Raw genomic sequence first — 23,910 nt, forward strand, 5'->3', positions numbered from 1 at the left:
CGCTGTCAGGCGTGAGCACGGTGGACTGGACGGTATGGGGCAGACAGGCCGGGGAGCCTCCGGCCGAGGGATTGCGAGAGCGGAAGAAGCGTCTGACGCGGCAACGACTGTCGGACACCGCGACCGAGATGTTCCTGGAGCACGGCTTCGACGGCGTTCGTGTAGCGGAGATCGCCCAGGCGTGCGGAGTCTCGGAGAAGACGGTTTTCAACTACTTCCCCTCCAAGGAATCCCTCATCCTGGACCTCGACGAGACCACGATGACCACCCTGCGCACCGGCCTCGCCGTCCCCGACCGCCACCCGATCGACGCGGTACTGCGGGTCCTGTCCGACGAGTTGCACGGCATGACGTCCTGGATCGCCGCACAGGACGACCCGGTCCAGGCCGCCGCCAGGATCAGACGCTTCCGCGAGCTGATCCGGTCCACGCCCTCACTGCGGGCCTATCACCGCGACATGACCGACCGGCTCATCGACGTCGCGGCCGAGGCGCTGGCCCAGCGCACCGGGATGAGCCCCGATGATCCAGAGCCGCAGATCGCGGCAACGGCCCTGCTCGGGCTGTGGCCCATCCAGTTCCGGAGCCTGGGAAGGCACTTGGAGAGCGTTCGCACACCGGAGCAGGTGCACGAGGCGGTGACCGCCGACGTCCGCCGTGCGGCCAGACTTGTCGAGACAGGCCTGGCCTCGTTCAAGGCTCTTGGACAACCGCCGATGCCCATGCCCGCAACGCACTCCGAGCAAGAGCAAGGCCTGCCGACTCGTTGACACGCTCAGCCACGTCCCCACCCGGGAGGGTGGAGAGCGAACAGTGGTACGCCCCTGCAGCGAGGGGCTGAAGATATTCCGGGCCGTCCACCCCGGCAGACTGAGCCCACCACGGGCTCCTGGCGCAACCCGATCAGCTCAGTCGGCGGGCCTCATACGAAATGCGGGGCCGGGGACGCTCTCGATGTCTTCCGCCTGCACGGCGTGGCCCCGTTCGCAGACGATCCGGGCGTCGACGTGCGCGCCGCATCCGCGGTGTCGCGCCACTACGGCCGGGCCCTCCGGATCGGCGCGGTATCGGTCACCCCACTGCAGGAGCCCCATCACGGCCGGGACCAGATCCATGCCCTTGGACGTGATCACGTACTTCGGCCGGCTCCGCGAACCCGGTTCCTTGTACGTCTCGGTAGCCAGGATCCCTTCCTCCACGAGCATCCGAAGCCGGGCCGCGAGGAGGTTGCGAGGACAGCCGAGGACGCGTTCGAAGTCACTGAACCGGGACAAGCCGTACCAGACCTCGCGCAGGATCAGGATCGTCCACTTCTCACCCACGACCTCAAGGGTCCGGGCAATCGAGCAGTTAGACATGTCCCGGTCGAGACGGGGGTCCATGCCGGCGTCCTGTCGGGCTTCGGTCCTCGCATCCATGCGGGTGATCCTAACCGCTCCTGAGTTTACTTTCCAATACTCAGCACGTACCGTCGTGGCCGGCACATCAAGCCGGCCGCACGCGAGAAGCGGGCACGGCAGGGGACCTGCCCGAACCCATCACATCGACCACCGGAACACCCACGCAGAAAGGCGGCCGGCATGAAGGCATTCGTCGTCGAGAAGTACGGCAAGGACGGCGCGCGCGCCGCAGAGGTACCCGAGCCCAGCGTCGGAGACCGCGACGTCCTGGTCAGAGTGAGCGCCGCCAGTATCAACCCGCTGGACAAGATGGTCCGCGACGGGGAGTTCAAGCAGCTCCTGAAGTACAAGCATCCGTTCGTGCTCGGCCACGACGTGGCCGGCGTCGTGACGCGGGTCGGTTCCGCCGTACACGGCCTCGAAGTCGGCGACGAGGTCTACGCCCGTCCACGCGACCTGCGGATCGGAGGCTTCGCGGAGTTCATCGCGATCGACGTGGACGATGTCGCGCCCAAGCCGGCCTCGCTCACCCTCCAGGAGGCGGCCGCGGTGCCGCTGGTGGCCTTGGCCTCCTGGCAGATTCTCGTCGACCGGGCCCATGTGAAGCCGGGTCAGAAGGTGCTCATCCACGGCGGTGCCGGCGGCCTCGGCTCGACGGCCGTCCAGCTCGCCAAGCACCTCGGCGCCACAGTGGCGACGACCACGAACACCAAGACCGAGAAGCTGGTGGGGAGCCTCGGCGCGGACGTCGTCGTCGACTACACCAAGGATGACTTCTCCAAGGTACTGTCCGGCTACGACCTGGTGGTGGACTCCCTGGGCGGGGCGAACCTCGAGAAGTCACTGACCGTGTTGAAGCCCGGCGGCCTGGCCATCAGCGTCGTCGGCCCGCCGGACGCCGGCTTCGCCAAGCAGCTCGGTGCCCCCTCCTTCCTGGGCCTGATCATGAACACGCTCAGTCGCAAGATCCGCAAGCAGGCCAAGGCGCTGGGTGTGCGCTACCAGTTCTTCTTCATGCAGGCCAGCGGCTCCCAGTTGCGCAAGCTCGGTGCCCTCTATGACAGCGGGAAACTCCGCCCGGTCATCGACAGCACGTTCCCTTTCGACCAGACGCTCGAGGCGCTGGCGCACGTCGAGCAGGGCCGCACCAAGGCCGGCAAGGTCGTGGTCTCGATGGTGCGCGACAACGGCTGAGGCCAGGCCGGTCACAGACCCTGCGACCGGCACCGGCACCGGAGGGGGCGACGACGACGCCGGCGGTCCCATGGTGACTGGCGGTCTGCCGCCGGGAGGCCCCGCGCAGGATCAGGATCGCCCACGTCTCACCCACGACCGAGGGGGCTCGGGCGATCGAGCCGTTCGACGTGTGCTGCCGCCGACACGTTCCCCGGCCTCCGGAATTCTGCTCGACCATGCCGGCCGGTATGCGGTACTTGTGTCCGACACCGTTCCGCACGCAGCCCCACCACTGTCCCTCGATGCCACAAAGGAGTGCGCGATGGGAACGTACGAGGATGTCTTCCGCGCCAGTACCGAGGACCCGGAGAGCTTCTGGCTGAAGGCGGCAGAGGGCATCGACTGGGAGGTCGCTCCGCGACGCGCTCTGGACTCCTCGGGCGCACCCTTCCACCGCTGGTTCCCCGACGGGCGGCTCAACGTCTGTTTCAACGCGCTGGACCGGCATGTCGAAGCCGGCCGCGGCGAACAAGCCGCGCTCATCTACGACTCACCCGTGACCGGCACCCGCCGCACATACACCTACGCACAGCTGAGAAGCGAGGCAGCGGCCTTCGGCGGAGCACTCGCGCAGCTCGGCGTGGGGCACGGCGACCGGGTGGTGATCTACATGCCGATGGTCCCCGAGGCCGCGATCGCCATGCTGGCCTGCGCACGGATCGGCGCGGTCCACTCGGTCGTCTTCGGCGGGTTCGCCCCTCGCGAGCTGGCCCTCCGTATCGATGACGCGGCCCCCAAGGTGGTCGTCTCCGCCTCCTGTGGCATCGAGGGCAAGCGTGTCATCGCGTACAAGCCCCTGCTCGACCGCGCGATCGAACTCGCCGCCCATCGGCCGGAGAAGTGCGTGATCCTGCAACGCCCCCAGGAAACCGCCGAGTTGGGGCCCACCGATGTGGACTGGGGCGACCTGGTGGCTGCCGCGCCGCCGGCCGACTGCGTTCCCGTCGCCGCCACCGATCCGCTCTACATCCTCTACACGTCCGGAACGACCGGAAAACCCAAGGGAGTCGTGCGTGACTGCGGCGGCTACGCGGTCGCCCTCCAGTGGTCGATGGGTGCCGTCTACGACGTGGGCCCGGGCGAGACGATGTTCACGGGCTCCGACGTCGGCTGGGTCGTCGGGCACTCGTACATCGTCTACGGTCCCTTGCTGGCAGGCGCCACGACGGTCCTCTATGAAGGCAAGCCGGTCGGCACTCCGGACGCGGGCCAGTTCTGGCGCGTCGCCGCCGAGTACCGGGCCAAGACGATGTTCACGGCGCCCACCGCCTTCCGGGCCATCCGCAAGGAGGACCCCACGGGAACGCTCACCACCGGCTACGACCTCTCCCACCTGCGCTATCTCTTCCTGGCCGGCGAACGCCTGGACCCCGAGACCTATCACTGGGCGAGCAAGCTTCTGGGCATCCCGGTGATCGACCACTGGTGGCAGACCGAGACCGGCTGGCCCATCGTCGCCAACCCCGTGGGCATCGAGGCCGCTCCCGTCAAGCCCGGGTCCCCCACCCGCCCGCTGCCGGGCTGGGACGTGCGCGTGCTCGACGCTTCGGGAGAGCCGGCGCCCGCGGGCGTCGACGGCGCGATCGTCGTGAAGCTCCCCCTGCCCCCCGGCGCGCTCCCCACCCTGTGGAACGACGACGACCGCTACGTCGCCTCCTACCTCTCCGCCTACGACGGCTACTACCTCACCGGCGACAGCGGCCACATCGACGACGACGGCTACGTCTTCGTCATGGGCCGCACCGACGACGTCATCAACGTCGCCGGACACCGGCTGTCCACCGGCAGCATGGAAGAGGCCCTGGCCGCCCATCCCGATGTCGCGGAATGCGCCGTCATCGGCGTCGCCGACGCCCTCAAGGGACAGGTACCGCGCGGCTTCGTCGTCCTGAAAGCCGGCATCGACCGGGAACCGAGCGAGGTCGAGGCCGAACTCGTCCGGCTCGTACGCGAGCGCATCGGCGCCGTCGCCTCCCTCAAGGAGGTCACGGTCGTGGCCGCCCTGCCCAAGACCCGGTCGGGAAAGATCCTGCGCAAGACGATGCGCGGCATCGCCGACGGCCGCGACGAACCCATTCCCTCCACGGTGGACGATCCCAGCGTCATCGAGGTCCTGCGCCCTGTTCTGCGCCGCACCGGTCACACCCCGTGATCGACCACCCCCATGGCCGACGGGGGGCGAGCGCGTCCATCGGACTCCGCGCGGCACGACCCCTCGGCCAGGGCGGGGGTACCTGCTCACCATGGGAACCGACGCCCATGTCTTCCTCAGCGATCTCGCTCGGGGCCTCACACTCCGCGCGGATCAACTGGGTCGACGTGGTGCCGCGACATCTGCGCGGCGGGCTTCCCGAGACGTCGATACGCGCGGGGCAGGGCGATTCATCCGTCGCCGCGGAGGGTCATGGCTGAAGGGGAGGCACCGGGAAGAGCAGGCAGCTACTGGTGGCGTGGGCGAGCAGACGGTCTTTCGCGTCGACCAACTGCGCTTGCGCCAGGGCGGTTTGACGGCTTTTGTTGACAACAGTGCCGATGGCGCGGACCGTGCCCGTGTCCACAGTGATCCGCCGGAGGAACTTCACCGTCAGGTCGAGCGAGGTGTACGCCATGCCTTGCGGGAGGGTGGACTGGACAGCACAGCCCGCCGCGGAGTCGAGCAGGGTGGCGAAGATGCCGCCGTGCACACTGCCGATCGGGTTGTAGTGCTCCTCCCCCGGCGTCAGCGAGAAGACCGCCCTGCCGGGCTCCACCTCGTCCAGGGTGAAGTCGATGGAGTAGTTGATGGGCGGTCCCGGCAGCTGCCCCGAACTCAATGCGCGCAGGAAGTCGATGCCGGCCATGCGTCCGGCGGCTTCCGCCAGGATCGCGGGATCTTCCCATTGATACGTACGTGTTCGTCCCACGACCGAGCGCCTTCCCCTCTGGCTTTTAGGAGTGAAGCTAGCTTCTGGCTCACCTGACTGTCAATGAAGAAGCCAGGACCTTACGATGAGGGGATGGAGTGGCTTGAGGCGAGCACGGAGAACTGCCCCGTCCAGCGCACGCTCGACGTGGTCGGAGAGAAATGGACGTTGCTGATCCTGCGTGACGCCGTCAACGGAGTCCGCCGCTTCGACGACTTCCACCGCCACATCGGCCTGTCGGAGGCCGTCCTCAGCGACCGCCTCCGCAAACTGACCGCCGCGGGCATCCTGAGGACCGTCCCCTATCAGGAGCCGGGCAGCCGGCCCCGCAACGAGTACCGCCTGACCCGTAAAGGCTGGGACCTGTGGCCCGTCCTGATGGCGCTCAGCCAGTGGGGCGAGGCGTACGCCCTCGATTCCGACGGCCCCGTGCTGGATGTTCGCCACACCGACTGCGGCGCTCCGCTCCGCGTCGTCGTCGAGTGCTCCGCGGAGCACTCCGCGCTCACCCCTGGAGACGTCACCGCCCGGCCGGGACCCAGTGCCCGCCTCCGGACGTGAATCATCGGCCCCGCAGTCGCGGACCGGACGGCCGTGGAACATCGGCTCTCCGAGCAACCCGTGGCGAGTCGAGCCGCCCGCCCGGAAGGGCGCGACGGCCCTGACGTCACGTCCTCGGGCCAAGCGACGACCGCACTTCACGCCCACTACCGTTCGAGGAACTCGAGAGCCGTCGCCACGAACTGCTGGTGGAACTGGAAGATGCCGCCATGGCCGGCGTCGGGATAGATCACCAACTCGGCGTTCGGCAGTCGGCGCTCCAGATCGTACGAGTTCTTCGTCGGCACCATCCTGTCGCTCTCGCCGTTCGCGACGAGCACGGACTGGCGGACGACGGACAGATCGTGCGGCCGCTCCAGGCCCCAGCGGTGAATCGCCTTGAGCTGATTGCTGTACGAGAGGAGGGAGATGGCCTTGTCCCGGTTGACGGTGCGCTCCTTCAGTCGGGCCAGGAACGCGTGGCCGGCTCGGCGCCCGTTGGCGGTGCGGGTGAAGAAGAGGAACTGCTTCGGGTCCTGGAGGGTGAACAGGGCTCGGACCGTGTCGAGATGGGACAGCATCGTCACGTTCTTGATGCCCTCGCCACCCGCGGGACCTGTGCCGCTGAGGATGAGCTTGCGGACGAGTTGCGGTTCGGTCTGCACGATCACCTGGGCGATCATGCCGCCCATCGAGAAGCCGTGGACATCGACGTGCTCGAGCCCCAGCGCCCGGATGAAGGTGACGGCGTCCTTCGCCATCTGCTGGATGGTGCGCGGCGTCGAGCCGGTGGAAGCGCCGACGCCCCGGTTGTCGAAGGTGATGACCCGACGCTGGGCGGCGATGCCGTCGACGACCCGGGGGTCCCAGTTGTCGAGGACCGCGGCGAGGTGCGTGATGAAGACCACCGGCGTGGCGGACCTGGGACCGAGGTCGCGGTAGGCGAAGGTCACCCCTCCGGCGGTGATGGTGCGGGTCGGTGCGTCCTTGTACGACGTCACCGCGTCGCCTCGTACGTCCTGTGAGTCGCTCACGGTCGTGCCCTTCCAGGTGGTTCCTGCGAGCGCGTACCGACTCCTCACTTCCGGAGGGAACGGCGCGGCGCAGACATGTGGGTCTCTCGACTGCGGCTGCAGTCTGTGGCGTCGACGATCGGAGGCAGGAGGAGCGGGAAACCTGTGCGGTCGAGCCCCTCGGCATCACGTCAACTTTTACATTATGACCATAATTTCATATGGGCGCAAGACAGTGCGAAGGCGACCCCGGCGCGATGGGCCACTGACCCCCAGGATCACCGGCGCGCCACGGACCGGGCTCGTGGTTCCAGGAGTCCCACGCCACGGTGAGGCCTCCGGAAGGGTCCGCGATCGGCCGAATGCTGTCTGTTCACGGCTGGGTGAACGCCCCTAGCCTGTGCGGCCTTCGCGTTCTGGGGGGGTCTCGTGAACGGTCTTCGTGCGGTCATTCGTGCGGTCATTCGTGCGGTCATTGTCTGTCTTGTGATCGCGTGCGCCGCGGTGGTGTCGCCGGCCGCGGCTGTGACGCCGAGCTGGTCGGCGCTGCCGGTGCCGGCGGCGGCCCCGCCGGTGTTCGTGTCCGATCTCGCCGCTCGCGGGCCGGACGAGGCGTGGGCGACCGGATTCGAGCAGGCCGCCGACGGGGTGCGGCCGGTGCTGTACCGGTGGAACGGTACGGCGTGGAGCAGGGACACGACCTTCCCCGGCGCCGGTGAGCTGGGCCGGCTCGGCAAGGTGCAGTTCGTCGGCGAGGAGGCGTGGATTTTCCACAACCGCGCGGGGGTGGGGGAGATCCTGCGCCGGTCGGCGGGAGGGTGGAGTGCCGTCCCGCTGCCGCAGACCCTGCGGACCTACCAGGACTTCACCGCGGTACCGGGTGGGGCGTGGGTGGTCGGTGAGGACGACACCGGACTGAAGGTGCTGCACTACGACGGTTCCGGGTGGACCACACAGTCCACCCCGGACGGTGTGCTGTACCTGATGGGGATCACCGCGCGTACGGCCACCGACGTCTGGGCTTGGGCGGACACCGGCACCGGGACCACCGTCCTGCGCTGGGACGGCACGGTGTGGCGGGACGCGAAGGTGTCGCTGCCGCCGGACAGCAACGTGCACACGATCCTGCTCGAACCGTCCGGCCGGGTCACGGTCGGCGGCAGCCAGTACACCGACGGCGTGGCCCGCACTTATCTGATGACCTTCAGCGGGCACGTCTGGCGCACCACCTACCCACCGCTGGGCGACACCTACACCGAGGCGATGGTGCGCGGCCCGGACGGCGCCCTGTGGCTGCCGGTGCGAAGCGACCGAGCGTTCCAGTCGAAGTACGCGCGGGTGGACGGCCCCCGCACCACCTTCTCCTACGGCCCGGAGCGCACGAACGCGATCGACGTCGCACCGCGTGCGCTGGCGAGGGCCGGGCTCTCACTGCTGTCCTTCGGCACCGTCGAGATCTACGGCTCGAAACCGAACCTGATGAGCGAGCGGCTGGGAGGCTGACCATGGCACGCAGACTTCTCGTCGCGGTCCTCGCCGCCGTCATGACCATCATGGCCGTCTTGACCCCGGCCGCGGCGGACACCCCGTCCTGGCAACACGTTCCGGTCCCGGCACAGGTTCGCCCACAGGCCGGGCTGAACGAGGCCGTGGCGTTCGGGCCGGACCGGGCGTGGGCCGTGGGTGCCGACGCCGTCGGTCGCCAGGCGCCGGGGTTCCCGCTGGTGCTGCGCTGGGACGGTACCGCGTGGCAGCGCCAGAGCCTGCCCGGGATCGGCTGGCAAGGAGAGCTGCTGTCCATCGCCGCGACCTCACCGACCGCGGTGTGGGCGGTCGGCCGCGACTCGGCGGGCGGCGCCCGCCTGCTCCGCTCCGACGGCATCGCCTGGTACGAGAGCCGGCCGCCGCGCGGTGTCGTGCTGACCAGAGCCGTCGCCGGCGGCGGTGAGACCTGGCTGATCGGTTCGCGGGACGGCGCGCAGGTGTTGCTGCGCTGGGACGGGCACGGCTGGCGGGACGTACCGGTGCCGCCGGGATCCGTGTTCGGCCTGCACATCCTGGCGGCCGACGATGTCTGGGCCGCGGGCGCCGCCGACTCGGGTGCGGCCGTGTCGCACTGGAACGGGCAGGCGTGGCAGCAGACGATCGTGGACGGGTCCCCGCGGTCGGCCGTGGGCAGTGTGCTTGCTGTCTCGCCGACGGAGGTGTGGGCGGGGGGCACGGCCGGGTTCATCGGTGGCCCTGCGGGCCGGCCGATTCCGCCCCTGCTGGTCCGCTGGGACGGGCAGGCGTGGAGCCGGGTGACCGTGCCCACCGACTTCGGCTCGATCAGCTCACTGGCGCCGACCACGTCCGGCGCCCTGGCCTGGGTCGCGGTGGCCCGCTCGCAGAAGTGGGGCCCGCCGGGCAGCACTCCGCCGCTTGTCCCCGGGCCTGATTTCCTTGCCTGGGACGGACAGTCGTTCACCCAGTACAGCGAACCGGCGGTGGCCGGGGAGGGTGACTCCTCGGTGCTGCGGCCGGCGCCGGTACCGGGCACGGCGACGGTGTGGTCGGTCGGCCGCGCGGACGGCCCCGAGGGCACCTTCGCCCCGCGCATCCTGCGGTTCGGCTGAGATGACGAACGGGGCTCCGTCCGATGTGGACAAAGCCCCGTTTCACACGTGGAATCTCAGCCCGGCGGCACCTAGTGCAGCGGTGCGGGGCGGCCGCTGACCGGCCCCTTCTCCGACCCGGCCGGCGAACGATCTCACCGGCCTCGCGGGAGTGGCCGTACAGCGCCCGCCGCGGGCTGTCGGGGGCAGCCGGTTCTCCAGCCGTGAACCGCGGCGGCTTCGGCAACAACGCGGTTCGGCGCATCACGGTGCTCTTCTACAGCGGCGCCGGGGACGAAGCACCGGCGATCAGCAGGCGGGGGGTGCCCGTGCCGTCCGCGGGCACGGTCCACAGGTCGCTGCTGCCCACCTTGCCATCGGTGGGGAGCGCGTAGGCGAGGGTGTTGTTGTCGAGCCAGGCGGCCTGGTCGTCGACGCTGTGGCGTTCGGCGAGCGCCGTCTCGTGCAGGGTGCTCAGGTCGAGGACGTACTCGTGCCAGAGGTCGGTACGGGACAGGACCCGCTTCTTGAAGGCCACCCGGGTCCCGTCGGGGGAGAGCGAGGGGCATTCCACGTTCTGGGTGAGGGTGGTGACCGTGCGCCGGGAGAGGGAACCGCGGATCAGGTAGGTGTGGTCGGCGGTGTTGAGGGTGGCGTAGAAGGTGTCGTCGTCGGAGGCGAAGGTGACGCCCCAGAAGTTGATGTCCGAGGCGCGGTAGGGCTTGCCGTCCAGGGTGACGGCGAACGTCTCCAGGCTGGGAGTCAGCCGCATGGTGCGGGTGTCCAGGATCGAGGTCCGGGTGGAGAAGAAGGCGGACGAGTAGGACTCGCCGGAGACGAAGACGGTCCAGGCGACGAAGCGGCCGCTGGGCGAGACCCGGGCCCGGCTGGGGGTGCCCGCGAGCGGGAAGGTGCGCAGGGTGCGCAGGCTCGCGTCCAGGAGCAGGGCACGGTTGCTGTTCTTGAGGACGCCGGGGCGGGACTGGAGGCAGATGCCCGTACCGGCCGCCGCGTAGAAGCGCGCGCACTTCAGAGCTGAGGCGATCCGCCCGCTCCTGGGGTCGGTGGACGGGACCGAGGCGACGGCGGTGCGGTGCGGGCCGGCGGCCCCGTTGACGAACGTCAGGCGGTTTTTCTGGTCGAGCGTCAACTTGCCCGCGCTGACAGCGGGACCGCCTGACTGCGGCTGGTTCGCCCGGTCCGCGCGGGAGGCGGCGTGCAGGACCATGCCCGTTCCCAGGCCCGCGAGGAGCAGCACCGCCGTGACGAGGATGAGCAGGCGGCGGCGGAGCGATGTCATCTGGATCCTTGTGGCTGTGGTGGTCATCGGGTCCCGCCGGCCGGCCGTAGCGCGATGCCCGCGACGGTCGCGCAGCACAACAGGCCGATCGCCGATCCGGCCAGCGCCGGACCGTCTCCCCACACGGTCCAGGCGGCGCCGAAGGCCAGTGAGCAGCAGAACCGGGCCAGCGCCTGGCTGGTGCCGACGATGGCGAGGCCGGTGGCGCGCAGCTGCTCGGGCACGATGTCGGCGATGGTGGCCGGGAGCACGCCGTCGGTGGCCGCGTAGAACGTGCCGTGCAGGGCGAGTACGAGGAAGGGCAGGGCCGGTGTGGCCGGGGCCCACAGCAGCAGGGCGTAGGCGGTGAGCAGACCCAGGTGCCCGGTGAGGAACACGGTGCGCCGCCCGACCCGGTCGGACAGCGCGCCGACGGGCACGGCCAGCAGCAGGAACACGAGGGCGGTGCCCAGCGGCAGCAGCGTGAACCACTGCTCGCCGATGCCCGCGCGCCGTTGCAGGAGCAGATAGACGAAGGCGTCGCTGACGGTGGTCAGGCCGAGCAGCGCGGCACAGCCGGCGAGAGCCCGCAGACGCGGCAGGCGCAGCAGCGCCAGCGCTTCGCGCAGGTCGACGGGCCGCTTGCCGCCCGCCGCACCCGCTGCGTCCCTCGGTCCGCGTTGCCGCACGAGCTGGACGCGCACGGGCCGCTCGCCGGCCGCCCCGCCTGGTTCACCGGTCGGCTCCCCCGGCCCGTCCGTCGGCCCGCCTCCCGCGTCCGTCGCCGCGCCTGCCGCCGACTGCGCGCCCTGCTGCCTGCCGGGTACGAACAGCACCAGAACGACCACGCCGAGGGCGGCGACACACGTGCTCACGCCGAACACGGCGTCGTAGCCGTCGACCGCCATGCGCAGGATCACAAACGCGGCCAGTGGGCCGAGCATCGCGCCGGTGGTGTCCATCGCCCGGTGTACGCCGAAGGCCCGGCCCTGGTTCTCGGGCGGCGTGGACAGGGAGATCATCGCGTCGCGCGGGGCGGTGCGCAGGCCCTTGCCGGTCCGTTCGAGGGCGAGGACCGTGCCGAGCGTGCCGAGGCTGCCCGCGAGCAGGAGCAGCGGCTTGCACAGCGCGGACAGGCCGTAGCCGAGCCCGGCCATCAGCTTGTGGTTGCGCACCCGGTCGGCGAGGTGCCCGCCGGCGAGCTGGACCAGCGCGCTGAAGCCGTTGTAGACGCCGTCGAGGGCGCCGAATCCCAGGGGACTGAAGCCGAGCGTGGTGACGAGGTACAGCGGCAGGACCGCGGTGACCATCTCCGAGGAGATGTCGGTGATCAGGCTGACCGCGCCCAGCACGAGCACGACGGGCGCGACCGTGGGCCGCGGGCCGCGTCTTCGGCCCTGCTCGGTGTCCGCCCCTGGAGGCGTGGAGCGGTCGGTGAGATACATGATCAAGGACTCCAGGTGCGGTGCGCTCAGCTCTGCCGACTGCTCTCGTCCCGTAGCCAGGTGCCGAAGTCCTGTGCCCGGATTGCCTTTCTGGCCCCCCGCCGGGCGACAACCGCCGCGGCGACGAAGACTACGACACCGGCGAACAGTTTCGGCTCCCCGCGCAGGACGGCCTTCAGATCTGCCGTGCTCGTGCGCGCCGAAGCGTCGTTCGGACTGCGCTGCCGCTCGACCTGAGCCGTGGACACCGCGGCCCGGATCCGCCGCTTGATCAGGTCCGGCCAGGTGCGCGGCGGGTGGACCACGACGCGGGCCTGGCTGACCACGAGCCGCTCCTCGGGGGCGAACGCCAGGGACGCGGCCAGGTCGTCCGCCATCAGCGGCGGCAGTGCCGCGATCCGGGCGTGCCCGGCCTTGGAGACCGCGATGACGCCTCGGCCGAACAGCCCCTCGCGTACGGCGGGGAGTCGCTGCCACACCTGGTAGTAGGCACGCACCCGCCGGCCGCAGCCGGCCAGCGGGATGTGCCGTTCCGGGGCGGTGGCGAGGATGCCCGAGGTGTCGTCGTTCAGGGGCCCGGTCAGCGCCCGTACGTCGGCGTCCGCGATCACGACGTCGGCGTCCACGTAGACGCGGGGGAAGCCGCGCGCGTGGTCGTCCCCGGCCCGCAGGGCGGCGTGCTTGGACGGGACGGGTATCTCGACCACCCGGACCCGCGGGCCGCGGGCGGCCGCGATCCGCGCGGTGTCATCCGTACAGCCGTTGCATACGACCACGATGTCGGTCTCGTCCTCGGAGGAATCGGCCAGCAGCGAATCGAGGAGCCGGCCGATGACTCGCGCTTCGTTGTGGGCCGGGATCACGATGCTTGTCACGTGGGGCAGTATGCGGCCCGTGTCACTATTGCGAAGTGTGTTTCGTCCAACTGTTCCCGTGACTGCCTCCGGTGGTCTAGATTGATGGCCGCCGCACCGGTTTGGGTGGGGAACTCGTTCTTGACTGCAGGTCACGGGTGCGGCGTTCACGCAACGCACCTGAAACAGGCAGTCAGCAAAACGCAGGGTGCATGAGGCGGTTGGGGAACCGCTGAAGCTCTCTTGCTTTCCAGGGCCGCCGTGCGCCAGCACGTCGGTGCCGATCCAGCCCGGGCCACGGACTCACGTCCGTACGCCCGGTCTTGTTCGGTCAGGGGTAACCGCGCACGTGGTGGGGGGCGCATGACCATTGAGGTCACGCATGGGCTGCTGGTCGTGGAAGACAGACGTCCACCAGCTCGTCGAAGACGCTGGGAACAGAAGTACCGGATAGTCCTGCTGGTCGCGGACAGCTTCGCCGCTGTCGCCGCGGCCATCGTGATCCACGCGGCGTACGACCGCTGGGCGGTGGCCCTGGTGCTGCCTCCGACGTGGGTCGTCACCATGCTCGCCCACCGTTCCTACGACCGCAGCACACTGGGTCTGGGGACCGAGGAGTTCCGGCGGGTGCTCCGCGGCGCGGCCGTACTGCCGGCTCTGGCCGCGGGCGCGTACTGGCTGTTCACGCACGACTTGGGACTCCTTCATGACATGACCATGGCTTCCGCTCCGGTCGCCGTGATCGCCCTGCCGGTCCGGTACGCACTCCGCCGCCGGCTGCACCGGCGATGGGCACGGGGCCGGGACCGGAGCGCGACGCTCCTGGTCGGGCCGGCACGCGGCGTCGCGGACCTGGTCGGCGTGCTGCGGCGCGGCGGCGTACAGGAACTGCAGGTCGCCGGAGTGTGCCTGACCGATCCGGAGAACGCGGCGGAGATCCGCGCGTCGGGGCTGCCCGTCCTCGGCGGGGTCGGCGACATGAACGACGTCGTCCGGGCCCTGGCCGTCGGCACCGTGGTGGCGCTGCCGGCGCCCGAGTTGGACGCCTCCGTGCTGCGGCGGATGTCCTGGACGGCGGCCGTGCAGGACATCGACTTCCTGCTGGCTCCCACGCTGGCCGACGTGTCCGCCTCCCGGCTGGCGGTACGGCCCACCCAGGGGGTGCCGCTGGTACGGATACACGCGCCGACCCTCTCCCCGGTCTCCCGGCTGCCCAAGGAACTGCTGGACCGGTCGCTCGCGGCGGCGCTTCTGGCGGTCCTCGCGCTGCCCATGCTGCTGATCGCCCTGATCGTGCGGCTCGACAGTTCCGGGCCCGCCCTGTTCAGACAACAGCGAGTGGGCCGGTACGGCGACCACTTCACCATGCTGAAGTTCCGCACGATGCGGCCGGACTCGGAGGCTCACCGGGCGGAACTGGCGCACCTCAACGAGAACAGCGACGGCCTCCTCTTCAAGGTGAAGCAGGACCCGCGGGTCACCCGGGTCGGCTCCGTGCTGCGCCGCACCTCGCTCGACGAACTGCCGCAGCTGCTCAACGTGGTCAAAGGCCACATGTCGCTCGTCGGCCCCCGCCCGCCGCTGCCCGAAGAGGTGGAGGAGTACACGCCGGAGGTCAAGCGCCGGTTGCTCGTGAAGCCCGGCCTCACCGGACTGTGGCAGGTGAGCGGCCGCTCCGACCTGCCCTGGGAGGAGGCGGTCCGGCTCGATCTCGGATACGTCGACAACTGGTCGATGGGCCTCGACCTGTCGATCCTCGCGCGCACCGGGTCCGCCGTGGTGCGGGGAACGGGGGCCTACTGATGGACCGAAAGAAGAGGAACCAAGTGACGCAGACCACGGAGCCGTTGGGGGTCGCCGTAGTCGGCGCCGGCTACTGGGGCCCCAACCTCGTACGGAACTTCCAGGCCAGCGAGCGGTTCCGGCTGCGCTGGCTGTGCGACCTCGACGTGGACCGGGCCCAGCGGGTCCTCGGCGGCTACTCGACGGTCCAGGCCACCTCGGACTACGCGGCCGTCCTCGCCGACCCGTCCGTGGCCGCCGTCGCCGTGGCCACGCCCGCCGGAACCCACCTCGACATCGCCCTGGCCGCCCTGCGCGCCGGCAAGCACGTCCTGGTGGAGAAGCCGCTCGCGGCCACCTACGCCGACGGGATGCGCCTGGTGACCGAGGCGGAAGAGCGCGGGCTCACCCTGATGTGCGACCACACCTACTGCTACACGCCCGCCGTGGGCCGCATCCGCGAGCTCGTCCGCTCCGGCGAACTGGGCGAGGTCCACTTCGTCGACTCGGTCCGCATCAACCTCGGACTCGTCCAGAAGGACATCGACGTCCTGTGGGACCTGGCCCCGCACGATCTGTCGATCCTGGACTTCATCCTCCCCGACAACGTGGAGCCGGTCGCCGTCGCCGCCCACGGGGCCGACCCGATCGGCGCGGGACAGGCCTGCGTGGCCTATCTGACCCTCCAGCTCAACACCGGCGCCATCGCCCACGTGCACGTCAACTGGCTGTCCCCGACCAAGGTCCGGACCACCATGGTGGGCGGCTCGAAGCGCACTCTGATCTGGGACGACCTCAACCCCGCCCAGCGCGTGGCGGTCTTCGACCGGGGCGTGGACCTGGCCGCGCCCCAGGAGATCGGCGTGGACGAGCGCCGGGACATGCTCGTCTCGTACCGCTCCGGAGACATGGTCGCGCCCGCCCTCGTCGAGAAGGAAGCGCTGCGCAGCATGGTCGACGAGTTCGCCGACGCGATCAGAGGGCACCGGGCGCCCCTGACCGACGGCCGGGCCGGCCTGCGGGTGCTCGACATTCTTGAGGCGGCTTCCCGGAGTCTGGAATTCCGGGGCGCGGTCGTCGGCCTGCGAGCCGGGCGTTGACGGTTCATTTCACTGAGAGGGACGTGCAGTTGAGCAGCGTACGAGGCAAGAAGATCCTGGTCACCGGAGGAGCCGGCACCATCGGCTCCAACCTGGTCGACCTCCTGGCCGAGGGCGGCGCCCGCGAGATCGTGGTGCTCGACAACTTCGTGCGCGGCCGGATGGCCAACCTCGCCCGCGCCCTGCCCAGCGGTGTCGTGGACGTCGTCGAGGGCGACATCCGGGACGCCGCCACCGTACGCAAGGTCACCGAGGGCGCCGACCTGGTGTTCCACCTCGCCGCGATCCGCATCACCCAGTGCGCGCAGGAGCCCCGGCTGGCCAACGAGGTCATGGTCGACGGCACCTTCAACGTCCTGGAGGCGGCGGCCGAGGCCCAGGTGGGCAAGGTGATCGCCTCGTCCTCGGCATCCGTCTACGGGATGGCCGAGACCTTCCCGACGACCGAGCGCCATCACGCGTACAACAACGACACCTTCTACGGCGCGGCGAAGGCCTTCAACGAGGGCATGCTGCGCAGCTTCCACGCCATGTACGGCCTGGACTACGTGGCGCTGCGCTACTTCAACGTCTACGGCCCCCGGATGGACATCCACGGCCTCTACACCGAGGTGCTCATCCGCTGGATGGAGCGCATCGAGGCGGGCGAGCCGCCGCTGATCCTCGGCGACGGCACACAGACCATGGACTTCGTCGACGTCAGGGACATCGCCAGAGCGAATGTGCTGGCGGCCGAGTCGGATCTCACCGACGAGGTGTTCAACGTCGCCAGCGGTACGGAGACCTCGCTGCGCGAACTCGCCGACGGTCTGCTGGAGGCGATGGGCGCGTCGGGCCTGGAGCCGGAGCACGGACCCGCCCGCGCGGTGAACGGGGTGGTCCGACGGCTCGCGGACACCACCCAGGCCGCCGAGCGGCTCGGCTTCACCGCGCGGATCGACCTGCGTACGGGGCTGCGGGACCTCGTGGAGTGGTGGCGTGCGGAGCGCGCCGCCGCCGGGGAGGCAGCCAAGTGAGCACCGACCGCATCCCCGTGATGATCCCCTGGCTCGGCGAGGCGGAGGCCAAGGCGGCCTCCGACGCGGTGCTGTCCGGGTGGGTGGCCCAGGGGCCCCGGGTCGCCGCCTTCGAGCGGGCCTTCGCGGAGCGGGTGGGCGCCGAGCACGGCATCGCGGTCAGCTCGTGCACCACCGCCCTGCACCTGTCGCTGGTCGCGCTCGGAGTGGGTCCCGGCGACGAGGTCGTGGTGCCGTCGCTGTCGTTCATCGCCACTGCCAACGCCGTGCGTTACGTCGGGGCGGAGCCCGTGTTCGCCGACGTCGAGGCCGCCACCGGCAACCTGACCACGGCCACCGTGGACGCGGCCCGGACCGCCCGTACCAAGGCCGTCCTCATCGTCCACCAGGGCGGTGTACCGGCCGATGTGCACACCCTGCGCGCGGCCTGCGCCGACTGGGACCTTCCACTGGTGGAGGACGCGGCGTGCGCCATCGGCTCGACCGTCGGGGGCAAGCCCGTGGGACACGGCGCGCTGGTCGCCGCCTGGTCCTTCCACCCCCGCAAGGTCGTCACCACGGGCGAGGGCGGCATGATCACCACCGACGACGCCCAGTGGGCGGCACGCCTGCGCCGGCTGCGCGAGCACGGGATGAACGCGTCGGCGGCAGAGCGCCATGCGAGCAGCAAGCCGGTCCTGGAGAGCTACCTCGAGGTCGGCTACAACTACCGGATGACGGACGTCCAGGCCGCGATCGGCCTGGTCCAGCTGGAGAAGCTCGACGCGATGATCGTCCGCCGCCGCGAGCTGGCGGCCCGTTACGACGAGCTGCTGCACGACGTCGCCGGCCTCACGCCCGTACGCGACCCCGCGCACGGGCAGAGCAACTTCCAGTCCTACTGGGTGCTTCTGGACGAGGACTTCCCCCTCGGCCGGGACGACCTGCTCGCCGCGCTCGCCGAGGCCGGCGTCTCCGCCCGGCGCGGGATCATGGCCTCGCACCTCGAACCCGCCTACCGGGGCCACCCGTGCGGGCCGCTGCCGGTCACCGAACGACTCAGCCGCGACTCGCTGATCCTGCCGCTGTTCCACACGATGACCGAGGCCCAGCAGGACCGCGTCGTGGCGGCACTGCGCGAACAGGCCCGAAGATGAGCGCGCTCCTGATCATCGGCGCGGGCGGCTTCGCCCGGGAGACCGCGCAGGCCGTACGCGACGCGGGCGACGTCGAGTTGCTCGGACACCTCGACGACAACGCCGCCCTGCACGGCACCGAGGTGGACGGCGTGCCCGTCCTCGGTGGCTGCGACCTGGTACACGACCTGCCGGAAGCCCGGGCGGTGATCTGCGTGGGCAACCCCGGGGACTACGCGGCCCGCGCCCGGCTGGTCCGCAGGCTGGGCCTGCCCGCGGACCGCTACGCCACCGTGATCCACCCGACGGCGGCGGTGTCGGCGACCTCTCAGGTCGGCCCCGGCTCGGTCCTGCTCGCGCACTGCGTCCTGACCGCCGCCGTGCGGCTGGGCGCGCATGTCGCGGTGATGCCGCAGGTCGTCCTCACCCATGACGACGTGGTCGAGGACTGCGCCACGCTCGCGTCCGGAGCCCGCCTGGGCGGGGGCGTACGGCTTGAGCGGGGTGCCTATGTGGGCTCCGGGGCCCTGGTCAGGGAGGGCACGACGGTGGGCGCCTGGTCGCTGATCGGGATGGGGAGCACCGTACTCGGCGATGTGCCGCCGGGCGAGGTCTGGGCGGGCAGCCCGGCCCGACGGCTGCGTGCGGCGGACGCGCCCGCGCTTGACGAACTTGTGACGCGAACAGTGGGGGGACCGCTGACATGAACCAGATTCCGCTTGTGGACCTCAAGGCGGCTCACGCCGAAGTCGCCGACGAAGTACGGGCCGGATTCGAACGGGTCCTGGCCGACACCGCGTTCATCGGGGGCGACGAGGTCCGCCGGTTCGAGCGCGAGTACGCGGACTTCGGCGGTGTCGCGCACTGCGTGGGTGTCGCCAACGGCACCGACGCCCTGGAACTCGCCCTGCGCGCCGGCGGGGTCGGGGCGGGCGACGAGGTCGTGATACCCGCCAACACCTTCATCGCCACCGCGGGCGCGGTGGCGAGGACCGGTGCGCGGCCGGTCCTGGCGGACTGCCTGCCCGACAGCTACCTGCTCGACCCCCAGTCCGCGCTGGACGCGGTCGGCCCGGCCACCCGCGCGGTGGTGCCCGTGCACCTGTACGGGCAGATGGCCGAGGTGACGGCGTTGGCCGGCGGGCTTCCCGACCGCGTTCGGGTCGTCGAGGACGCCGCGCAGTGCCAGGGCGCGACCCGCGACGGCCGCTCGCCGGGCAGCGGCGGAATCGCGGCCACCAGCTTCTACCCGGGGAAGAACCTGGGCGCCTACGGCGACGCGGGCGCGGTGCTGACCGACGACGAGGAGCTGGCCGGCCTGGTGCGCGCGATCGCGAACCACGGCGGTGTCGCCAAGTACCGCCACGACGTGCCCGGGTTCAACAGCCGTCTGGACGGGCTGCAGGCCGTCGTCCTGCGGGCGAAACTGGCGCGGCTGGCGGACGGCAACGCGGCCCGGCGGGCGGCCGCGGCCCGTTACGACGCGCTGCTCGCCGACCTGGCGGCCGCCGGGCGCGTCGTGCTCCCGACGACGGCCGCCGGCAATGTCCACGTATGGCACCTGTACGTCGTCCAGGTCGCCGGTGTGGACCGCGACGACCTCGTGGGCAAGCTCAACGCCGAGGGCATCGGCGCGGGCGTGCACTATCCCACGCCGGTCCACCTCACGCCGGCCTACCGCCATCTCGGCCACGCCCGCGGCGACTTCCCGAACGCGGAGAAGGCGGCGGACCGGATCCTGTCGCTCCCGCTCCACCCACAGATCACCCACGCCCAGCAGCATCGGGTCGTGGATGCGCTTGCCGACGCGCTCCGAGGCTGATCGGTCCCCACTTCAGGCCTCCTCACCCCGACTTCACGGGTCGGTTATGCACAGCACCGCTGAGAGGTACACATGAACAGATGGATCAGACGGATCCGGGGCGCCCGCCTCGCCGTCGCAGCAGCATTGATATGGGCGGTGCTCCCGCAGGCCACGGCCGCCCAGGCGGCATCTGATCCATGCGGATCGGGCTCGAACGCCATCGTGTGTGAGAACTCCAAGCCGGGCAGCCCCAAGTCCGACTGGTTCACGCCCAACGCCTACGGCGACATCAAGGGGTTCTCCACCAAGGAGAGCGTCCAGGCCGGTGACACCGTCCAGTTCAAGGTCCAGTCGCCGGTCTCGTACCACGTCGAGATCTACCGCCTGGGCTGGTACGGCGGCAACGGCGCACGCGAGATTTCGACCCCGGCCCAGGCGGCGGTGACCTACCCGGGCAACTACGCCACCAAGCCGGCCGCCTGCACCACCAAGAGCAGCACCGGCCTGGTCGACTGCGGCAACTGGCCCGTGACCGTGAACTGGACGGTACCCAGCGACGCCGTGTCCGGCTTGTACATCGCGAACCTGACGCAGACGGACGGCGACGGCCTGATGCCGTTCCCGTTCGTCGTCCGCAAGGACTCCAGCACCTCCGACGTCGTCGTGCAGACCAGCGACGAGACCTGGCAGGCGTACAACGACTACGGCGGCCAGGACCTCTACGGCGGCACCGGGCCCGCCCCGGACGGCCGCGCCTACGAGGTCAGCTACAACCGGCCGCTGGACATCGGCGGCGACAACGGCATCTACGGCTCCGAGTTCATGATGCTGTCCTGGCTGGAGCGCAACGGCTACGACGTCAGCTATCTGTCCGGCGTGGACGTGTCGGCCAACGGCGCCACCCTGCTGAAGAACCACAAGGTGTACCTGTCCTCGGGCCATGACGAGTACTGGACGCAAAGTCAGTACTCCAACGTCCTGGCGGCCAGGAAGGCCGGTGTCAAGCAGGCCTTCTTCAGCGGCAACGAGGTCTTCTGGAAGACTCGGCTCGCCCCGAGCAACGACGGCACCAGCACGGCGAACCGGACCCTGGTCTGCTACAAGATGACCAAGATGGCGCAGAACAACGGCATAGCCGACCCGAGCGGGATCTGGACCGGCACCTGGATGGACCCGACGAGCACCTCGTACGGCCAGACCTACCAGCCGCCGAACATCCTCACCGGCTCCATGTTCCAGGTGAACGGCTCCCGCAGCGACGCGATCACGGTGCCCGGCTCGTACGGCAAGAACCGGCTGTGGCGCAACACCTCCGTCGCCAACCTCACGTCGAGCCAGACGGCCACCTTCCCGGCCGGCACACTCGGTTACGAGTGGGACAGCGACCTCGAGAACAGCACCAGACCCACCGGGGCGATCGACGTGTCGTCCACGACCGTGGACATCACCGACGGCAAGTACCGCCTCGACTGGGGCAACATGTACGGCAACGGCACCGCGAAGCACAATCTCGTCGAGTTCCGCGACCAGGACTCCGGTGCCCTGGTGTTCGGGTCGGGGACCGTGCAGTGGTCGTGGGGTCTGACCAACATCCCGACTTACAACCCCGCTGACACGGTGGTCACCGAGGACACCCGCATGCAGCAGGCGACCGTGAACCTCCTCGCCGACATGGGCGTCCAGCCGCTGTCCCGGCAGAGCAACCTCACCGCCGCCACGGCCTCCACCGACACCACCGGCCCGGCCGTCACGGTGACGAGCCCAGCCTCCGCGGCCACCGTCCCGGCGCTGAAGCCCGTCACCGTCAAGGGCACCGCCACCGACTCCGGCGGCGGTGTGGTGGCCCGTGTGGAGGTGTCCACGGACGGCGGAACGACCTGGAACGCCGCCACCGGCCTGACGTCCTGGAGCTACAGCTGGACGCCGACGACCCCGGGCTCGGCGTCCATCAAGGTCCGCGCGGTGGACGACAGCGTCAACATCGGAGCGGTCACCACCCTCCCGGTGACCGTCGGACCCCAGGCCTGTCCCTGCACCATCTGGCCGGCCTCGGCCGTTCCCGGCGCCGTCAACGGGGGCGACGGCAGCTCGCTGGAGCTCGGCGTCAAGATCCGTACCACGGTGGCCGGTTCGATCACCGGCGTGCGCTTCTACAAGTCGCCCGCCAACACCGGAACCCACACCGGAAGCCTGTGGAGCGCCTCCGGCACCCGCCTGGCCACCGGCACCTTCAGCAACGAGACGGCCTCCGGCTGGCAGCAGCTGAACTTCGCCACCCCGGTGACCGTCAAGGCCAACACCACCTACGTCGCCTCGTACTTCGCCCCCAACGGCGGATACTCCTACGACGGCGGCTACTTCTCGGGCAGCGCCGCCGGCCTGGCCCCGCTCACGGCGCTGCAGTCCGGCACCGACGGCGGCAACGGCGTCTACCACTACGGCTCGACGAGCGGCTTCCCGTCCTCGGCGTCCTCCGGCAGCAACTACTGGGTCGACGCGGTGCTGGACACCTCGACGGCCAGCACGACCCCGCCCACCGTCACCTCGACCTCCCCGACGTCCGGGGCGACCGGCGTGTCGATCACCGCAACGGTGTCGGCCGTCTTCAGCTCGGCCGTCGACTCCGACAGCCTGACGTTCACCGTGAAGGACCCGGACGGCAACACCGTGCCAGGGACCTGGACGCTTCCGGCGTCGAACAAGGCAACCTTCACACCGTCGACGGAACTGGCGCTGGACACCACGTACACGGCGTCCGTCCAGGCCTCCGACCTGTGGGGCAACGCCATGGCGGACCCGGTGACGTGGACCTTCCACACCAGTTCCACCCCGCCCGCGGTCACCTGCCCCTGCAAGCTGTGGAGCTCCGCCGCCGTTCCGGCCACCGCCGCGGTCACCGGCGACGCCAACTCCCTCGAACTGGGCACCCGGTTCGAGTCCTCGGCGAGCGGCTGGGTCACCGGCGTCACCTTCTACAAGGGCGCCACCAACACCGGCATCCACACCGGCAGCCTCTGGTCCGCCGACGGCACGCTCCTCGCCTCCGGCACCTTCACCGGCGAGACGGCCACCGGCTGGCAGACGCTGGCGTTCGCCGCCCCGGTGGCGATCAGCGCCGACACCGCGTACGTCGTCTCCTACCACGCGCCGAACGGCAACTACGCGGTGGACGGCGGCTACTTCGCGGCAGCCCACCAGTCCTATCCGCTGACCGCCCCGGCCGACACCAGCGCGCAGCACAACGGGCTGTACCGGTACGGCACCGACGTGGCCTTCCCGAACGGCTCCTACGGTTCCGCCAACTACTGGGTCGGCCCCGTCTTCACCGCCGACAACCCGAGCGCGTCCCTGAAGACGGCCACCGCCTCCGAGGTGTCCCCGTCCTCGGTGACGCACACCGCCGACGCGAGCAACGCCCTCGTCATGACGCTGCCCGCCACCACCAAGCTGTCGTCCGTCAAGGCGACCGTGACCATCCTGCCGGGCGCCAAGGCGGCCGCCGCCAGGAAGCTCCACGTCACCGCCGTCACCTCCTACGACCGGGCCACCCACAAGGTGTCCGTCCACCTGTCCGCCCCGCTGCCGGACGGCACACGGTTCAAGGTCACCGTCACGGCTCGGGACAAGCACCACGACACGGTGAAGTCCCAGAGCTGGACCCTGACCAGCAAGACCGTCCGCAAGAAGAAGAACTGACCGACCAGAACCCACCGGGGGGGGGGGGGGGGGGGGGGGGGGGGGGGGGGGGGGGCGGCCGGGCGGGGGGGGGGGGGGTGGGGGGGGGGGGGGGTGTTTGTGTGTGGGGTGCAGGAGGGGCGCCGGGGCGGCG

The 23,910-nt window shown here is 70.3% G+C and carries 19 protein-coding genes; 13 read left to right on the forward strand and 6 right to left on the reverse strand.

The window, feature by feature from the left end; genetic code table 11:
- Positions 1-11 precede the first annotated feature (11 nt).
- Entirely contained in the window at positions 12-770 is a 759-nt protein-coding gene (locus tag ACIBK3_RS15520; RefSeq protein WP_399365775.1) for a TetR family transcriptional regulator, read from the forward strand.
- 138 nt (positions 771-908) lie between these two features.
- On the opposite strand, the gene ACIBK3_RS15525 is transcribed toward ACIBK3_RS15520, so the two are convergent.
- On the reverse strand, positions 909-1,382 hold the full coding sequence (locus ACIBK3_RS15525; RefSeq protein WP_399366809.1) for a winged helix-turn-helix transcriptional regulator: 474 nt from the start codon (positions 1,380-1,382) through the stop codon (positions 909-911).
- Between the two features lie 198 nt (positions 1,383-1,580).
- On the opposite strand from ACIBK3_RS15525, the gene ACIBK3_RS15530 reads away from it, so the two are divergent.
- The gene (locus tag ACIBK3_RS15530; protein WP_399365777.1) at positions 1,581-2,594 is read left to right on the forward strand and encodes an NADP-dependent oxidoreductase; all 1,014 of its coding nucleotides are present in this window, start codon (positions 1,581-1,583) and stop codon (positions 2,592-2,594) included.
- A 304-nt stretch (positions 2,595-2,898) separates the two neighbouring features.
- The gene (locus ACIBK3_RS15535) at positions 2,899-4,788 is read left to right on the forward strand and encodes a propionyl-CoA synthetase (protein ID WP_399365779.1); all 1,890 of its coding nucleotides are present in this window, start codon (positions 2,899-2,901) and stop codon (positions 4,786-4,788) included.
- A 250-nt stretch (positions 4,789-5,038) separates the two neighbouring features.
- Here ACIBK3_RS15535 and ACIBK3_RS15540 read toward each other — a convergent pair whose 3' ends face one another.
- Positions 5,039-5,539, reverse strand: coding sequence for a PaaI family thioesterase (locus ACIBK3_RS15540; RefSeq protein ID WP_399365781.1), 501 nt, complete (start codon positions 5,537-5,539; stop codon positions 5,039-5,041).
- A 93-nt stretch (positions 5,540-5,632) separates the two neighbouring features.
- Here ACIBK3_RS15540 and ACIBK3_RS15545 point away from each other — a divergent pair, with 93 nt between their 5' ends.
- Entirely contained in the window at positions 5,633-6,100 is a 468-nt protein-coding gene (locus ACIBK3_RS15545) for a winged helix-turn-helix transcriptional regulator (RefSeq protein WP_399365783.1), read from the forward strand.
- Between the two features lie 146 nt (positions 6,101-6,246).
- Here ACIBK3_RS15545 and ACIBK3_RS15550 read toward each other — a convergent pair whose 3' ends face one another.
- Complete coding sequence (locus ACIBK3_RS15550) at positions 6,247-7,113, reverse strand: alpha/beta fold hydrolase (protein WP_399365785.1); 867 nt, start codon at positions 7,111-7,113, stop codon at positions 6,247-6,249.
- 465 nt (positions 7,114-7,578) lie between these two features.
- Here ACIBK3_RS15550 and ACIBK3_RS15555 point away from each other — a divergent pair, with 465 nt between their 5' ends.
- Both ACIBK3_RS15555 and ACIBK3_RS15560 read left to right on the forward strand, forming a co-directional pair.
- Positions 7,579-8,595: a hypothetical protein gene (locus tag ACIBK3_RS15555; RefSeq protein ID WP_399365787.1), complete on the forward strand. Its 1,017-nt coding sequence runs from the start codon at positions 7,579-7,581 to the stop codon at positions 8,593-8,595.
- 2 nt (positions 8,596-8,597) lie between these two features.
- A complete protein-coding gene (locus ACIBK3_RS15560; RefSeq protein WP_399365789.1) occupies positions 8,598-9,707 on the forward strand; it encodes a hypothetical protein in 1,110 nt (369 codons plus the stop codon).
- A 256-nt stretch (positions 9,708-9,963) separates the two neighbouring features.
- On the opposite strand, the gene ACIBK3_RS15565 is transcribed toward ACIBK3_RS15560, so the two are convergent.
- The 3 genes from ACIBK3_RS15565 to ACIBK3_RS15575 are packed head-to-tail and all read right to left on the reverse strand — an operon-like array spanning position 9,964 to position 13,285.
- Positions 9,964-10,986, reverse strand: a complete 1,023-nt coding sequence (locus tag ACIBK3_RS15565; RefSeq protein WP_399365791.1) for a TolB-like translocation protein — start codon at positions 10,984-10,986, stop codon at positions 9,964-9,966.
- Positions 10,987-11,009: 23 nt separating this feature from the next.
- Positions 11,010-12,410, reverse strand: a complete 1,401-nt coding sequence (locus ACIBK3_RS15570) for an MFS transporter (protein ID WP_399365793.1) — start codon at positions 12,408-12,410, stop codon at positions 11,010-11,012.
- A gap of 26 nt (positions 12,411-12,436) precedes the next feature.
- Positions 12,437-13,285 (reverse strand): glycosyltransferase, encoded by an 849-nt coding sequence (locus ACIBK3_RS15575; protein ID WP_399365795.1) that lies wholly within the window; start codon positions 13,283-13,285, stop codon positions 12,437-12,439.
- Between the two features lie 342 nt (positions 13,286-13,627).
- On the opposite strand from ACIBK3_RS15575, the gene ACIBK3_RS15580 reads away from it, so the two are divergent.
- The 7 genes from ACIBK3_RS15580 (at position 13,628) to ACIBK3_RS15610 (ending at position 23,777) form a co-directional block, all read left to right on the forward strand.
- Positions 13,628-15,067 (forward strand): sugar transferase, encoded by a 1,440-nt coding sequence (locus ACIBK3_RS15580; RefSeq protein WP_399365797.1) that lies wholly within the window; start codon positions 13,628-13,630, stop codon positions 15,065-15,067.
- A 23-nt stretch (positions 15,068-15,090) separates the two neighbouring features.
- Positions 15,091-16,146 (forward strand): Gfo/Idh/MocA family protein, encoded by a 1,056-nt coding sequence (locus ACIBK3_RS15585; RefSeq protein WP_399365799.1) that lies wholly within the window; start codon positions 15,091-15,093, stop codon positions 16,144-16,146.
- A 23-nt stretch (positions 16,147-16,169) separates the two neighbouring features.
- Positions 16,170-17,162 carry an NAD-dependent epimerase/dehydratase family protein gene (locus ACIBK3_RS15590; protein WP_399365801.1) on the forward strand — a complete coding sequence of 331 codons (993 nt, stop codon included), beginning with the start codon at positions 16,170-16,172 and terminating at the stop codon, positions 17,160-17,162.
- Positions 17,159-18,298, forward strand: a complete 1,140-nt coding sequence (locus ACIBK3_RS15595; protein WP_399365803.1) for a DegT/DnrJ/EryC1/StrS family aminotransferase — start codon at positions 17,159-17,161, stop codon at positions 18,296-18,298. Before ACIBK3_RS15590 ends, ACIBK3_RS15595 begins: the two co-directional genes overlap by 4 nt.
- Positions 18,295-18,984, forward strand: coding sequence for an acetyltransferase (locus tag ACIBK3_RS15600; protein ID WP_399365805.1), 690 nt, complete (start codon positions 18,295-18,297; stop codon positions 18,982-18,984). The genes ACIBK3_RS15595 and ACIBK3_RS15600 overlap by 4 nt, the downstream gene beginning before the upstream one ends.
- Entirely contained in the window at positions 18,981-20,099 is a 1,119-nt protein-coding gene (locus ACIBK3_RS15605) for a DegT/DnrJ/EryC1/StrS family aminotransferase (protein WP_399365807.1), read from the forward strand. The genes ACIBK3_RS15600 and ACIBK3_RS15605 overlap by 4 nt, the downstream gene beginning before the upstream one ends.
- A 72-nt stretch (positions 20,100-20,171) precedes the next feature.
- Positions 20,172-23,777 carry a DUF4082 domain-containing protein gene (locus ACIBK3_RS15610; protein ID WP_399365809.1) on the forward strand — a complete coding sequence of 1,202 codons (3,606 nt, stop codon included), beginning with the start codon at positions 20,172-20,174 and terminating at the stop codon, positions 23,775-23,777.
- Positions 23,778-23,910 lie beyond the last annotated feature (133 nt).

It is taken from the genome of Streptomyces sp. NPDC050287 (assembly GCF_044459385.1).
Taxonomy (GTDB): Bacteria; Actinomycetota; Actinomycetes; order Streptomycetales; family Streptomycetaceae; genus Streptomyces.